Here is a 13841-nt window from a genome sequence, read left to right as displayed (position 1 = left end):
GCATATTAAATGCATGTTTTAGGGCATGAAAAAGCCGGCACGGCCTTTGGGCGAAGCAGTGTGCTTCGCACCTCAAGCCGCTCGCCGGCTCAGGAAATCGCGATGCAGACGGATGATCGACTCGGCCGTGCGGCTGCCTGCTACATCGGCCAGGGTAATCCCATCGAGTGCGCGATAAAACGCCTCTTCCGCGTCATCGAGTGCGCGCTTCAGGCGGCAATTGCCGTTCAGCGCGCACGGCGGATCGGCGCAATCGATGATGGATTTGTGCCCTTCCAACTCGCGCAGAATGGTGCCGATCGACAATTGCGCCGCACCGGGACCGAGCTGCAGTCCGCCATTGCGGCCACGCGTGGCCGCAATCCAGCCAAGCCTCGACAGACGCGCCGCCACTTTCACAAGATGGTTGTGCGAGATGTCGAATTGCTGGCCGACCTCGGCAATCGTGATCGGCCGGCTGCCGTCGCCTCGCGATACGTACATCAGCAGGCGCAGCGCGTAGTCGGAAAATCGTGTCAGTTGCATCGTGAGTCGGATGATAGATAAGGTGCATTTCTAATGCAATATTTTTGTTGCGTCGCACATATCAGTCGCCAGTCAGAATCGACCAAGAGTGCTGCACACGAAACAGTCACGCCGCGAGAGTTATACTTTCCGGCCATACCCAGACTCCAGGCACAAACACGATGCGCAGACTCGCCAAGCAGCCCGAAACCCTTCGCCGCCGCACTCGCGGCTTCACGCTGATCGAAATCATGGTGGTGATCGTGATTCTTGGCGTGCTGGCTGCGCTGGTGGTGCCCAAAATCATGAGCCGGCCCGACGAAGCGCGCATTGTCGCGGCGCGTCAGGACATCTCGTCGGTGATGCAGGCGCTCAAGCTCTATCGCCTGGACAACGGCCGCTATCCCACCACGGAGCAGGGCCTGGCCGCGCTGGTCAACAAGCCCACCACCGAGCCGATCCCCAACAACTGGAAGGGCGGCGGTTACCTGGAAAAACTGCCCAAGGATCCGTGGGGCAATCCTTACCAATATCTGAACCCGGGCGTACGCGGCGAAATCGACGTGTTCAGCTTCGGCGCGGACGGCCAGGCCGGTGGCAGCGGCAACGATGCCGATATCGGCAACTGGGAATAAGGCGACCTGATCCCATGAATCCGGCGACGTTGCGCGGCATGGCCGCCCTGCCCGCGCGTCGCCGGCGCGCCGGTTTCACGCTGCTGGAACTGCTGGTGGTCATGGTGATCGCCGGCATCGTTATCTCACTGGTGGCGGTCAACGCCACGCCAAACGACCGCGGTCGCGTGCTCGACGACGGCCAGCGCATTGCCCGCCTGTTCGAACTCGCCCAGGAAGATGCGCAACTTGGCGCCCGCCCGCTGGCATGGGAGGGCGACGCCAGCGGCTGGCGCTTCCTGGAATCGACGCCGCAGGGCTGGTTACCGATCCGCACCGACGTGTTTGCGCCCGGCCAATGGCGGCTGCCGCTCGACGGCGCCGCAATCGTGCAGGGCGGACGCCAGCTCGGCACCGGCCCCGTGCGACTGATCTTTGGACGCGAGCTGATCGATGAGCCGCAGCGGCTGGTGCTCACGCGCGGCGACATCCGCGTCGATATCGTAGGCGACGGCAGCGGCCGCTACGTGGCGACGGTGACGCCATAATGCGCACTGTCCCCCGCCGCCTCGAGATCGGCTTCACGCTGATCGAGGTACTGGTCGCCCTGACGATCCTCGCCGTGGCGCTGACCGCCGCCATGCGCGCGATGGGATCGATGACCGAGTCGAGCGCATCGCTACAGCAACGCATGCTGGCCGAATTCAGCGCCGAAAACCATCTGGCCACGCTGCGCCTGTCGAAGACATGGCCCGAATCGGGCTCGCGCGGCTACGACTGCCCGCAGGGCGGCGTGCCGCTGTGGTGCGAGGAATCGGTTTCCGGCACGCCCAATCCGACATTCCGCCGCGTGGAAATTGCGGTCTACCCGTCGGCCACGAACAAATCCGTGCGCCTGGCGTGGCTGGTCACCCTGGTACCCAATGAAACGCGCAACGCCCTCTAAGCGCCACGCGCGCGCCGGCTTCACGCTGCTGGAAATGCTCGTAGCCATCACGCTGCTGGCGGTCATGGCCGTGATCGGCTGGCGCGCGCTCGACTCGCTGACGCGCACGCGCGAGCGGCTGACTGACCACGATGCACGGCTCGATGCGCTAAAAGTGCTGTACGGCCAGTTCCAGTCCGATTGCGAACATCTGGCGCTGCCGGGCCAATTGCAGGCCAGTCCCGTGGAATTCGCCGCGAACCAGTTGCTGATGGTGCGCGATCGCCGCAACGAGGGCCAGCCGCCTGCCTGGCAGGTGGTCGCCTATCGCCTGGACGGCAACACCCTGGTCCGTCTGGCCAGCCGGCCCGCCATGACGCGCAACGACGTACAGAATGCGCTCGTCGCGCTGCGCCAGAGCGGCAACCCGAGCGGCCAGAGCGTGCAGGTGCGTCCGTTGCTAAACGATGCCGAGCGCCTTGCCGCGCGCGCGTGGGTGGAGCCTGCCGGCTGGCTGATCGATTCGGGCCGCGTGCGCGTGGCCCTCGCGCAAGGCGGCGCCATGATCAACGCGATCGAATCCGCCGGCGCCAGCGACGCGCAGGCCAGCAACAACATCAGCTCGTCAGCGGCCATCCGCGCCGTGGAGCTGAACGTGCTGGCCCGTATGGGCGACGGCGACGCGCCGCGCCAGTTCCAGAAAATCTGCATGACGGGGATGTGATGCATCGCCACGCCCGCCCCGCTCTCTCGCGTTTGCCCTCCCCGGCTTCTCGTTTGCTGGCCGCCCGCCTGTCGCGGCGGCAGCGCGGCGCCGCCGTGGTCACGGCGCTGCTGATCGTGGCGCTGGCCGTCGTGGTGGTATCGGGCATGCTGTGGCGTCAGCAGGTGCAGATCCGCTCGATCGAAAACCAGCGGCTGGTGGCGCAGGCGGCGTGGATCGAACGTGCCGCCGTGGACTGGTCGCGCCTGATCCTGCGCGATGACCAGCGGCGCTCGCGCGTCGATTACCTGGGCGAGCCGTGGTCGGTGCCGGTGGCCGAAACACGTCTGTCCGATTTTCTGGGCGCCGGCGTCAGTACCGATCAATCCGGCGAGACCTCGTTCGTTTCCGGCCGCATCCTCGATGCCCAGGCGCGCTTCAACCTGACCAACCTCTATGCCTGGCAGGCCGACGGCGCCGGCCGTGCAGCCAATATCGACGTGCAGTGGCAAACGGCGTACAGGCGTCTGCTTCAAACGCTGGGCCTCGATGCCGGACTGGCCGAACCGACCGCGCAGTATTTCCTGCGCGCCGCCCGGGGCGTGCCGACCAACGGCCAGCCCGCGCCGCGTCCGCCCGACAGCGCCGACGACCTGCTGGCGATCCCGGGCTACACGCCCGCCATGGTCGCGGTGCTGGAACCATTCGTCACGGTGCTACCCGAGCGCACGGCGGTCAACGCCAACACGGCCGACGCCGAAGTGCTGTCCGCCGTGATCGACAAGCTGCCGGTCGATCGCGCGCGCGAACTGGTGCGCCAGCGCGACCGCTCGTATTTCAACAATGTCGGCGATCTCACTTCGCAGCTGCAGAGCATCGCGCCCCAGGCGTCGGTAACGCCCAATTCGCTCGATGTGCTGACCCACTATTTCCTGATCTATGGATTGGTCCGGCACGACCGCGCGCGACGCCTCAAGGTGTCGCTGGTGAAGCGCGCCGATGTGCTCGGCAGTGGCAACACCACGCGGATCCTCTGGACGCGCGATACCGACGCAATGCCGGAACAACGCTGAAAAATCGCGGCACCGCAAGCCGTTGCCGACTGGATCGCGTGTCGGACAAACGCTCTCACAGAATCGGATGTGACGCCTATTGACGCATGTAAGTCACACAGGCAAGGTATGCTGCTGTGCCAGCCCGGCAGGCTGCGGGCTGGTTTCACTGCGCCCTCCGCCAGCAGGCCGCTCCGGAAAGACCGGCTGGCGATGCCAAGCCCGCCACGCGCGTTCGACGCGACATTCTTGATGAAAACAGGGAAATCTTGAGTACCACGCTCTACGTCCGCCTGCCGCACCGGCCGCATGACCAGCCGCAACCGTGGCAATTTGGCGAGATGCCCTTTGCGCTGGTACGCGCGTCCGTCGGGGAAAAGAACCGCCGTGCAGGCCTGCCGCACGCGCCCGAGCTGTTGCGCGAAGGCCACGCACTGCCCGCGGCAATGCCCGCGGCGGATCGTCTTGTGCTGATCGTCGCAGCCAGCGACGTGCTGCTGACGGCCGCCATGGTGCCGCCGCTGCCGCCCGCCCGCCTGCGCCTGGCGCTGCCGAATCTCGTGGAAGACATGCTGGCCACGGACGCGGCACCGTGCCACATCGCGCTCGGCCCGGCGCTCGATAGCGCGGCCCTGCCACGCGGGCCGCGCCGCCGCCTGCTGATGGTCACCGATCGCGCCTGGCTGCGCGCGGCGCTCGACCAATTCGCCGAACACAAACACCGTCGCCGCAACGTCGTTCCCGCGCAGTTGTGCCTGCCGCTGGTGGATGCCGCCGCGGCGCCTGCGCCGGCCCCGCTTACGCCCGCGCACCAGACGCCCGCCGCCGAGCCTGCGCTGGCCGCTGCCACCGATGCTGCCGATGCTGCCGACGTGCCTGCCGCTGCCGCCGACATGGCTGCCGCGCCAGCGCCGTCGATTCCGGCCGCCCCGGCCACGGCCGACGAGCAGGCCCAGCCCGCGACGCTGATGGTGGAACTGGCCGCTTCGGCGCTGGCGCAATCGGCATCGCTGCTTGACGCCGTCGCGCCGCCGCCCACCTCGGCCGAATCGGCCCGGCTCTGGCAACTGACCGTGCGCACCGGCCCTTACGATGGCTACGGCCTGCTGCTCAACGATCAGGCGCTGGCGGCGTGGCAGGTGCTGGCGCCGGCCGGCCAGTGGCACGGCGACAAGGCCGCGTTGCGCCATGCGCCGATCGAGGCCTTGCGTACGCAACGCCCGGTGCCCTCTGCCTCGCGCATCTCCGACGACTGGCGCGTATGGCTGGCGGGCGCCGAAGCCTGCCTGCGCGAACCGCAGATCGACCTGGCCCAGTTCGAGTTTGCCCAGGGCCGCATGGATCGCTGGAACGTGCTCGCCTGGCGCGCGCCCGCGGCACTGGCCGTGGCGATCGTGCTGGTGCAGATCATCGGCATGAACGTGCAATGGCTGATGCTGCGCCAGGAATCGAAGCGCCTGGAACAGGCCCAGATCGATGTGCTGCACGCCGCGTTTCCCAATGTGCCGCCCGTGGCCGAGCCGGCGCTGCTGATGCGCCGCCAGATGGAACAGCTGCGCACCGCCAGCGGACGCAGCACGCCCAGCGACTTCCTGCCGCTGGCCGATACGTTCGCTCACGCCGCGCGCGACCTTGCGCCGGACGCGCTGCAGCAGCTCGACTACCGCGCCGGCACGCTGTACGTCACCCTCAAACCCGGCACCAACACCAATGCGCTGCGCGATAGCGTGCGACAGGCTGGTCTGCAGATGGACGAAGACAAGAACCCACCCGACGCGGCGGTACGCGCCGGCGGCGCCGCCACACCACCGGGATCGCGCTGGACGGTCAAGGCGGAATCGCGCGCCGACGGCAAGGCGCAAGGCAGGGCCGGCGCATGAAACCCGTCATCCGCTCCGCTTCCGCCAGCCCGCTTTCGGCGCGCCTGAGCCGCCTGCGTCCGCGCATTCCCGAGCCATGGCGCGAGCGCTTCAGCGCATTCTGGAGCGCGCGCAATCCGCGCGAGCAGGCCATTCTGGGCGGCGGCACGCTGATTCTGGTACTCGTATTCGGCTATCTGGTGCTGTGGGAGCCGGCCGCCAGCGGCCGCGATCGCCTGATGCGCAACCTGCCCGCGCAACGCGCGGACCTGGCCGAAATGGAAACGCTGGCGCAAGAGGCGCGCGGGCTGCAGGCCAGTCCGGCGCCCTCGCTGCGTGGTGAAGCGCTGACGCAGGCGCTGCAGGACAGCCTTGGCCAGCACGGCCTGAAGGCCACCCGGCTGGCCGCCACCGGCGACAACGCCATCCAGGTCCAGCTCGACAAGGCGGCGTTCGGCGCCGTCGCGGGCTGGCTGCAGGATGTGCGCGCCCAGCAGCGGCTGAAGGTCACGGACGCACGCATCAGCTACGTCGGCGCCACCGCGCTGGTCAATGTCACGGCGACGCTGCAAGGTCCCGGCGCTGGCGGCCGCAACTGATGGCGCGCCTCGAAGCACTGCGCCTGCCCCGCCGCCGCGCGCGTACGCCGCGCGGCTGGCAGCGGCTGCGCTGGGCGTTGCTGGGCATCGTCACGGTCATCGTGACGATTGTCGCTTCGCTGCCTGCCGCCTGGATGGCCGATCGCGTCGCCGCCGAAACGCAGCGCCGCGTCCTCCTGGCGGATGCGGCCGGCACGATGTGGCAAGGCAGTGCCACGCTGGCGCTGTCGGCGGGGGCGGGCAGCCAGACGGCCACTGTCCTGCCCGGCCGACTGTCCTGGAACGTGGCGTTCTGGCCGTTGCTTGGCGGAACGCTGCGCGTGGTGCTGGAACAGGACGCCACCATGGCCGCGCCCGTCACCGTGTCGGTGTCGCCCGCCGGCTGGACCGTGCAGCCCGGCAGCATGCGTCTGCCGGCATCGCTGCTGGAAGGCGTCGGCGCGCCGTTCAACACGCTGCGCCCGGACGGCACGATGCGCATCGACTGGACCGCGCTGCAAGGCCGTTTCGCCGGCAATCAGAAGTACGGACATCTGAGCGTGCAGCTCGACCAGATGTCCGCCGCGGTCAGCCGCCTGCGCCCGCTGGGCAGCTATCGCGCGGACGTCGACCTCACCGGCGCCGGCGGCAAACTGCAGTTGAAAACCACGGCGGGGCCGCTGTACCTGGAGGGCAGCGGCACCTTGGGCCGACAGGCGCGCTTTGAAGGCACGGCGCATGCCGCGCCCGATGCCGCCACCCAGCTGGCAGGCCTGCTAAGCCTGCTGGGACGAACAGAAAACAACGTTACGAGGCTGCGCTTCTGAAACGCGAAGCCGCACGCTTGGAACCGATGATGAAAACGCAAGCACACCACCACTTCTACCGTACCGCCTGCGCCCGCGCCACGGCGCTGTTGTGCAGCCTGTCGCTGCTGGCGCCCGCCACCTTGTGGGCGCAGCCGCAACAGCAGGCGCCACAGCCCAACGACATCACGCCGCGCAATCGCGACCAGGTGGTGCTGAACTTCGTCAATGCCGACCTCGAATCGGTGGTCAAGGCGGTGGGACAGGCCACGGGCAAGAACTTCGTGATCGATCCGCGCGTGAAGGGCACCGTCAACCTCGTGACCGAGCAGCCGGTGTCGCGCGCGCAGGCGCTGGAAACGCTCGGGTCCGTGCTGCGCATGCAGGGCTACGCGATGGTCGAATCCAACGGCTTCACCAAGGTGGTGCCCGAGGCCGACGCCAAGCTCCAGGGATCGCCGACCGTGATCGGCGCGGGAAGCAGCCGCGGCGATCAGGTCGTGACGCAGGTGTTCCGCCTGAACTATGAATCGGCCAACAACCTGGTGCCGGTGCTGCGCCCGATGATCGCGCCGAACAACACCATCACGGCATACCCGGCCAACAACACGCTGGTGATCACTGACTATGCCGACAACCTGCGCAGGCTGGCCCGCATCATCGCTGCCGTCGACGCGCCGGCTTCGGGCGAGGTGGAACTGATTCCGCTCAAGAACGCCGTGGCCAGCGACGCCGCCGTGGTGCTGCAAAAGCTGCTCGACCCGTCCGCGGCGGGCGGGGCCGGCGGTGGCGCGCCTGGCGACGCCACGCTGCGCACCACCGTGGTGGCCGAGCCGCGCAGCAACTCGCTGATGGTTCGCGCCTCAAGCCGCGCGCGTGTGCAGCAGGCGCGCCAGTTGATCGAGAAGATCGACCAGCCGTTTGCACGGCCCGGCAATATCTGGGTAGTGCCGCTGAAGAATGCCGATGCCGTCAAGCTGGCGGCCACGTTGCGCGCCATCGTCGCCGCCGACGCCTCGTTTGCCAGCACCACCCAGCCCGGCGGACAACCGGGTGTCGCCGCGGGCACCGCGGCGCAGAACACCACGCTGCCGCAGAGCGGGCAGTACACCGGCGGCAGCAGCGCCGGCTACAACCGCGGCGGCTCAAGCTCGGGCGGCTTTGGCGGCACGAGCGGCTCCAACGCGTTTTCCGCATCGTTTGCCGTGAACCAGCAGCCCACCACCGGCGGCACCATCCAGGCCGATCCGTCCACCAATTCGCTGATCATCACGGCCAGCGAGCCGGTGTACCGCAACCTGCGCGGCGTGATCGACGATCTCGATGCGCGCCGCGCGCAGGTGTATATCGAGTCGATGATCGTCGAAGTCACGGCATCGCAGGCCGAGCAGCTCGGCATCCAGTGGCAGGGCATCGTCAACCAGGCGGGCAACACGCTCGGCGTGATCGGCACCAACTTCGGCACGGGCGGCCAGAACATCCTGAACCTGACGCTGGCGGGCCTGCTGTACCGGAACAACAACACGGCTGGTATCGCCGCCGCGCAGCAACTGGTGCCGGACCTGGGCGGCCTCAATATCGGCGTGGTCAACAAGTCGGCCGGACTGGGCGCGCTGCTCAGCGCGCTGGGCTCCAACGACAGCGTGAACCTGTTGTCGACGCCGAACCTGATCACGCTCGAAAACGAGGAAGCGAAGATCCTGATCGGCCAGAACATCCCGATCACGACCGGTTCGTACGCGCAGACCGGCAACACGTCGACCGTCTCGCCGTTCCAGACCTTCGACCGCAAGGACGTCGGCATCACGCTGCGCGTGCGCCCTCAGATCACCGAAGGCGGCCTGGTGAAGATGCAGATCTACCAGGAATCGTCGTCGGTGGTGGCCAACACGGCCAACCTGATCCAGGGGCCGACCACCAACGTGCGATCGATCGAAACCAACGTGCTGGTCGACGACGGCCAGATCATCGTGCTCGGCGGGCTGATCGAAGACAGCTATGGCGACGGCGTGCAGAAGGTGCCGCTGCTGGGCGACATTCCCTACCTCGGATCCCTGTTCCGTTACGAGAACAAGAATCGCAAGAAGACCAATCTGCTGGTGTTCCTGCGTCCGTACGTGATGCGTACGGCGAGCGCGACCGACCGCCTCACGCAGGACCGTTACGAATTCATCCGCGGCCAGCAGCAGGGCTTCGTGTCGCCTAACATGATCGTGCGGGACAAGGACACGCCGGTGCTGCCGCCGGCCGATTCGCCGGGCGCGCCGTTTGTCGATCCGCGCTACAACGGGCCGGTGCAATCGCCGCTGCCGCTCGATCCAACGCCGCCGGCCACGCCTGCCCCAGCGCCGCAAGGCGCGCCGCGATCGACCGCGCCTCGGCCGCTGTCGCTCGATGACCAGTCGTTTGGCAAGCGCCAGGCGCCGCAGAGCTGACGCGCAGGACACACGCATCGCCATGGCAATCGAAACTCTCGCCCATCCCGCCCCCGGGCCCGACGCCCCGCTCGAGCCGCCGTCGCCGATGGCGGCTCGGCTGGTGTCCTATTCGTTCTCGCGCGAAGCGCCGCTGCTGATCGCCCACCAGCGCCCCGACGGTCTCGAGGTGTGGGTGAGCCGCAAGACCTCGCCGGCGGCGCTGGCCGAAGTGGCGCGCGTGCACGGCGCGCTGCACCTGCGCGTGCTGGAATCGGCGGCGCTGGAGGCGGCCATGTCCGACGCTTACAACCGCCAGGACGGCTCGGCCGCGCAGGTGGTGGGCGAAGTCGAGGGCGAAGTCGACCTGTCGCGGCTGATGCAGGACATTCCCGCCGTGGAAGACTTGCTCGAATCCGAGGACGACGCGCCGATCATCCGCATGATCAACGCGCTGCTCACGCAGGCCGCGCGCGAGCAGGCATCGGACATCCACATCGAACCGTTCGAATCCGCATCGGTGGTGCGCTTCCGCGTGGATGGCACGCTGCGCGATGTGGTGCGTCCGAAGAAGGCGCTGCACGGCGCGTTGATTTCGCGGATCAAGATCATGGCGCAGCTCGATATCGCCGAAAAGCGTCTGCCGCAGGACGGCCGCATCACGCTGCGCGTGGGCGGGCGTCCCGTCGATGTGCGGGTGTCGACGCTGCCGACCGGCCATGGCGAGCGCGCCGTGCTGCGGCTGCTCGACAAGGAAGCGGGCCGGCTCGATCTGGCCAAGCTGGGCATGGCGCCCGGCACGCTGGCCGGCTTCGACCACCTGATCCGGCAGCCGCACGGCATCGTGCTGGTGACCGGCCCGACCGGTTCGGGCAAGACCACCACGCTCTACGCGGCGCTGTCGCGGCTCGATTCGCACACCACCAACATCATGACCGTGGAAGATCCGATCGAGTACGACCTCGACGGCATCGGCCAGACGCAGGTGAATCCGCGCATCGACATGACGTTCGGCAAGGCGCTGCGCGCCATCCTGCGGCAAGACCCGGACGTGGTGATGATCGGCGAAATCCGCGATCTCGAAACCGCGCAGATCGCGGTGCAGGCGTCGCTGACCGGTCACCTGGTGCTGGCCACGCTGCACACCAACGATTCGGCGTCGGCCGTGACGCGGCTCGTCGATATGGGGATCGAGCCGTTCCTGCTGTCGTCGTCGCTGCTCGGCGTGCTGGCGCAGCGGCTGGTACGCCGCCTGTGTCCGCATTGCAAACGCGAGGAAGTGATCGAGGTGACCGCCGCCGAAGCCGAAGTGCTGCACGCGCAGGGCAAGCCGCTGCAGCGCGTCTGGCACGCGGTGGGCTGCGACAAATGCGGCCATTCGGGCTATCAGGGGCGCATGGGCGTGTACGAACTGCTGACCGTCGACAGCGACATCCAGACGATGATCCACCGCCAGCAGCCGGAATCCGAGATCAAGCAGGTGGCGCTGTCCAAGGGCATGCACACGATGCGCGCCGACGCACAGCGCTGGATCGACAGTGGCGCCACGGCGCTTGAAGAAGTCCTGCGCGTCACGCGCGAGTAAGAAGCAAGGAACCTGACGCAGCATGCCCGCCTATCGCTACGAAGCCGCCGACGCCGCAGGCCGCGTCGACCGCGGCGTGATCGAAGCCGACAGTCCGAAGCAGGCGCGCTCGCAATTGCGCGCACGGGGTCTGACGCCCATCACGGTCGATACGCTGGCTGGCGCGGGACTGGCCCAGCGCAGCGGCAGAAGCATGTTCGTGCGCCGGCTGTCCACGCAGGAACAGGCGCTGTTCACGCGCCAGCTGGCCAGCCTGATCGTCTCGGGACTGCCGCTGGACGAAGCATTGGGCGCGCTGGCCGACCAGGCCGAACGCCAGTACGTGCATGAACTGCTGGCCGGTATTCGCGCCGAGGTGATGGGCGGCAGTTCGCTATCGGTGGCGCTGGCCCAGCATCCGAAGGACTTTCCCGATATCTATCGCGCGCTGGTCTCGGCCGGCGAACATTCCGGCCATCTGGGCGTGGTGCTGGAGCGTCTGGCCACGTATATCGAAACGCGCAACGCGCTGACGTCCAAGATCCGCCTCGCCTTCACTTATCCGGCCATCGTGACCGTGGTGGCGTTTGCGATCGTGATCTTCCTGCTGTCGTATGTGGTGCCGCAGGTGGTTAGTGTGTTCGCCAACACCAAGCAGAAGCTGCCGACACTGACCATCGTGATGCTGTGGCTGTCGGATTTCGTGCGCAACTGGTGGTGGGCCGGGCTGATCCTGATCGGCATAATCGTCGCGATCCTGCGCAGCCTGCTCAAGCAGCCCGACATCCGGCTCTCGTGGCATCGCTGGCTGCTGACCGCGCCGCTGGTGGGCAAGCTGATCCGCGGCTACAACACCGCGCGCTTTGCCAGCACGCTGGCGATTCTCGTATCGGCCGGCGTGCCGATCCTGCGCAGCCTGCAGGCGGCCGGCGAAACGCTGACCAACGTCGCGCTCAAGACCAATGTCGACGACGCCACCACGCGCGTGCGCGAAGGCGCCTCGCTGGCGCGCGCGCTGGCCGCGCAGAACCAGTTTCCACCGGTGCTGGTGCACCTGATCCGCTCCGGCGAAGCGACGGGCAACCTGCCCGTCATGCTGGAACGCGCAGCCACCGGCGAAGGCCAGGAACTGGAACGCCGCACGCTGTTCCTGACCAGCCTGCTGGAGCCGCTGCTGATCCTGACGATGGGTGTAGTGGTGCTGATGATCGTGCTGGCCGTGCTGATGCCGATCATCGAGATCAACCAGCTGGTGCGCTAGCGCAATCGCGCGCCAACGCACCCGGCCCGCAAGCCGGCCGCGCGCGGCTCAGGCGCTCGCCTTCTTGGCCGGCGCACGCTTGCGCGGCGCGGCCTTCTTGGCGGCGGGCTTTTTCCTGGCGGCCGGTTTCGCGGCGGGCGCGGCATCGGCTTCGGCGGACGCTTCGGTCACGGGTTCGGCAACCGCCTCTGCGGTCGGCTCAGCAACCGGATTCGCCGTCGCGCGGGCGGCGGCCGGCGCGGTGTCCTGCGTCACTTGCGCAGACAGCACCGTCGAGCCCGGCGCAGCAAATACCGACTGATCGATCGGCCACGGCGTTTCGCTGAGCTTCACGTCGGGACGCCGCGTGCGTCGGCCCCGGTTCTTCGGCGCGTCGTCCGCGTCCATGTCCACGGTTTCGGAGATCAGCGTCGAAGCCGTGCCGGCCGATTCATCTTCCAGCGCGGCCGACAACGCCGGCGCGGGTTCGTCGATAGCATCGAGGTCAACCACCGGCGCGGGGGTCTCCACCGGCGGCACCGCTTGCGCGACCGTATGCGCGGGCTGCGGCGCAGGCGACGGCCTTGCCGGCGCGGGGCGCTGCGACGACTGTTGCGACGACTGTTGCGACGATTGCGGCGCCGGCGGTTGCTGCGGTTGCTGCGGCTGGCCGCCCTCGCTCCGGCGCTTCTTCAGCCGCACCCAGATGGTCTTGTTGTTGCCGCCGTTGCGCGTTTCGACTTCGAACAGGTTGGTCGCCGCCACCAGCTCGGAAAGCTTGCCGTAGCCGTAATTGCGCGAATCGAATTCGGGCGCCTGCTTGGCGATGTAGTTGCCGATGCCGCCGAGCGTGGACCAGCCGTCTTCGTCGGACACCGCCTGCGAGGCGCTTTGCAGCAGCCGCACCAGGCGCGAATCCTGCCGCAATTCCTGCGAGCTGCGGCGTCGCGCCGGCGCGGCACCGGTTTCCGCATCGGTGTCGCCGTCGCCTTCACCGTCGCCTTCTGCGGCGCGCAGCACATCGGAATAGATGAACTTGTCGCATGCGGTGACGAAAGGCTTGGGCGTCTTGCGCTCGCCGAAACCGTAGACGGTCAGGCCTTGCTCGCGGATGCGCGAGGCGAGGCGCGTGAAGTCGCTGTCGCTGGATACGATGCAGAAGCCGTCGAAGCGGCCCGTGTAGAGCAGATCCATCGCGTCGATGATCATCGCGCTGTCGGTCGCGTTCTTGCCGACGGTGTAGCGGAACTGCTGGATCGGCTGGATCGAATGCGCCAGCAGGCGGTCCTTCCAGCCCGACAGGTTCGGGCGCGTCCAGTCGCCGTAGATGCGCTTGACGGCGGCGACGCCGTATTTCGCCACTTCGGCCAGCAGGCCTTCGACGATGGCCGGAGCGGCGTTGTCGGCGTCGATCAGCACGGCCAGGGTTGCGCCCTGGCGAGGGGAATTGGTCATGGTCGGATCAGGTTGGATGGATGCCGGTTGCACCATCTCGATGCCCCGGGCGTGTGCTGCGTGGGACGCCGCGAACCGGTCGCGTGCGCCATTTGGATGCACCGCAGTGTACACGCGCCGCGCCACT

The 13841-nt window shown here is 67.7% G+C and carries 13 protein-coding genes; 11 read left to right on the top strand and 2 right to left on the bottom strand.

The features are described from left to right. Nucleotides 1-72: 72 nt before the first annotated feature. Nucleotides 73-525 carry an Rrf2 family transcriptional regulator gene (locus tag AC1RKI_RS26250; RefSeq protein WP_061953628.1) on the bottom strand — a complete coding sequence of 151 codons (453 nt, stop codon included), beginning with the start codon at nt 523-525 and terminating at the stop codon, nt 73-75. A gap of 161 nt (nt 526-686) precedes the next feature. Between AC1RKI_RS26250 and gspG the strand changes: the two genes are divergently transcribed. The 11 genes from gspG (at nt 687) to gspF (ending at nt 12280) form a co-directional block, all read left to right on the top strand. Next, nucleotides 687-1139, top strand: a complete 453-nt coding sequence (gene gspG, locus AC1RKI_RS26245) for a type II secretion system major pseudopilin GspG (protein ID WP_061953626.1) — start codon at nt 687-689, stop codon at nt 1137-1139. 14 nt (nt 1140-1153) lie between these two features. After that, on the top strand, nt 1154-1666 hold the full coding sequence (locus tag AC1RKI_RS26240; protein WP_061953624.1) for a prepilin-type N-terminal cleavage/methylation domain-containing protein: 513 nt from the start codon (nt 1154-1156) through the stop codon (nt 1664-1666). Then, nucleotides 1666-2064, top strand: a complete 399-nt coding sequence (gene gspI / locus AC1RKI_RS26235) for a type II secretion system minor pseudopilin GspI (protein WP_492797845.1) — start codon at nt 1666-1668, stop codon at nt 2062-2064. Before AC1RKI_RS26240 ends, gspI begins: the two co-directional genes overlap by 1 nt. Continuing rightward, nucleotides 2042-2767: a PulJ/GspJ family protein gene (locus AC1RKI_RS26230; protein ID WP_061953620.1), complete on the top strand. Its 726-nt coding sequence runs from the start codon at nt 2042-2044 to the stop codon at nt 2765-2767. The genes gspI and AC1RKI_RS26230 overlap by 23 nt, the downstream gene beginning before the upstream one ends. Nucleotides 2768-2835: 68 nt before the next feature. Continuing rightward, on the top strand, nt 2836-3819 hold the full coding sequence (gene gspK, locus AC1RKI_RS26225) for a type II secretion system minor pseudopilin GspK (RefSeq protein WP_411800739.1): 984 nt from the start codon (nt 2836-2838) through the stop codon (nt 3817-3819). Between the two features lie 248 nt (nt 3820-4067). Then, nucleotides 4068-5678 (top strand): type II secretion system protein GspL, encoded by a 1611-nt coding sequence (gspL, locus tag AC1RKI_RS26220; protein WP_492797847.1) that lies wholly within the window; start codon nt 4068-4070, stop codon nt 5676-5678. Next, on the top strand, nt 5675-6256 hold the full coding sequence (locus AC1RKI_RS26215) for a type II secretion system protein M (RefSeq protein WP_061953614.1): 582 nt from the start codon (nt 5675-5677) through the stop codon (nt 6254-6256). The genes gspL and AC1RKI_RS26215 overlap by 4 nt, the downstream gene beginning before the upstream one ends. Beyond that, nucleotides 6256-7062, top strand: a complete 807-nt coding sequence (locus tag AC1RKI_RS26210; RefSeq protein ID WP_061953612.1) for a type II secretion system protein N — start codon at nt 6256-6258, stop codon at nt 7060-7062. The genes AC1RKI_RS26215 and AC1RKI_RS26210 overlap by 1 nt, the downstream gene beginning before the upstream one ends. Nucleotides 7063-7091: 29 nt before the next feature. Continuing rightward, entirely contained in the window at nt 7092-9476 is a 2385-nt protein-coding gene (gene gspD / locus AC1RKI_RS26205; protein ID WP_150982533.1) for a type II secretion system secretin GspD, read from the top strand. 88 nt (nt 9477-9564) lie between these two features. Then, the gene (gspE, locus tag AC1RKI_RS26200) at nt 9565-11040 is read left to right on the top strand and encodes a type II secretion system ATPase GspE (RefSeq protein ID WP_061953610.1); all 1476 of its coding nucleotides are present in this window, start codon (nt 9565-9567) and stop codon (nt 11038-11040) included. Between the two features lie 22 nt (nt 11041-11062). Then, nucleotides 11063-12280 carry a type II secretion system inner membrane protein GspF gene (gspF, locus tag AC1RKI_RS26195; protein WP_492797850.1) on the top strand — a complete coding sequence of 406 codons (1218 nt, stop codon included), beginning with the start codon at nt 11063-11065 and terminating at the stop codon, nt 12278-12280. 48 nt (nt 12281-12328) lie between these two features. Here the strand turns inward: gspF and AC1RKI_RS26190 are convergent, their stop codons facing one another. Continuing rightward, nucleotides 12329-13714 carry an NYN domain-containing protein gene (locus AC1RKI_RS26190; RefSeq protein ID WP_492797852.1) on the bottom strand — a complete coding sequence of 462 codons (1386 nt, stop codon included), beginning with the start codon at nt 13712-13714 and terminating at the stop codon, nt 12329-12331. Nucleotides 13715-13841 lie beyond the last annotated feature (127 nt).

The sequence above is a fragment of the Cupriavidus sp. GW822-FHT06G04 genome (assembly GCF_058799075.1).
Note: the sequence above shows the minus strand (reverse complement) of the source record. Positions and strands in the feature narration are given on the sequence as shown.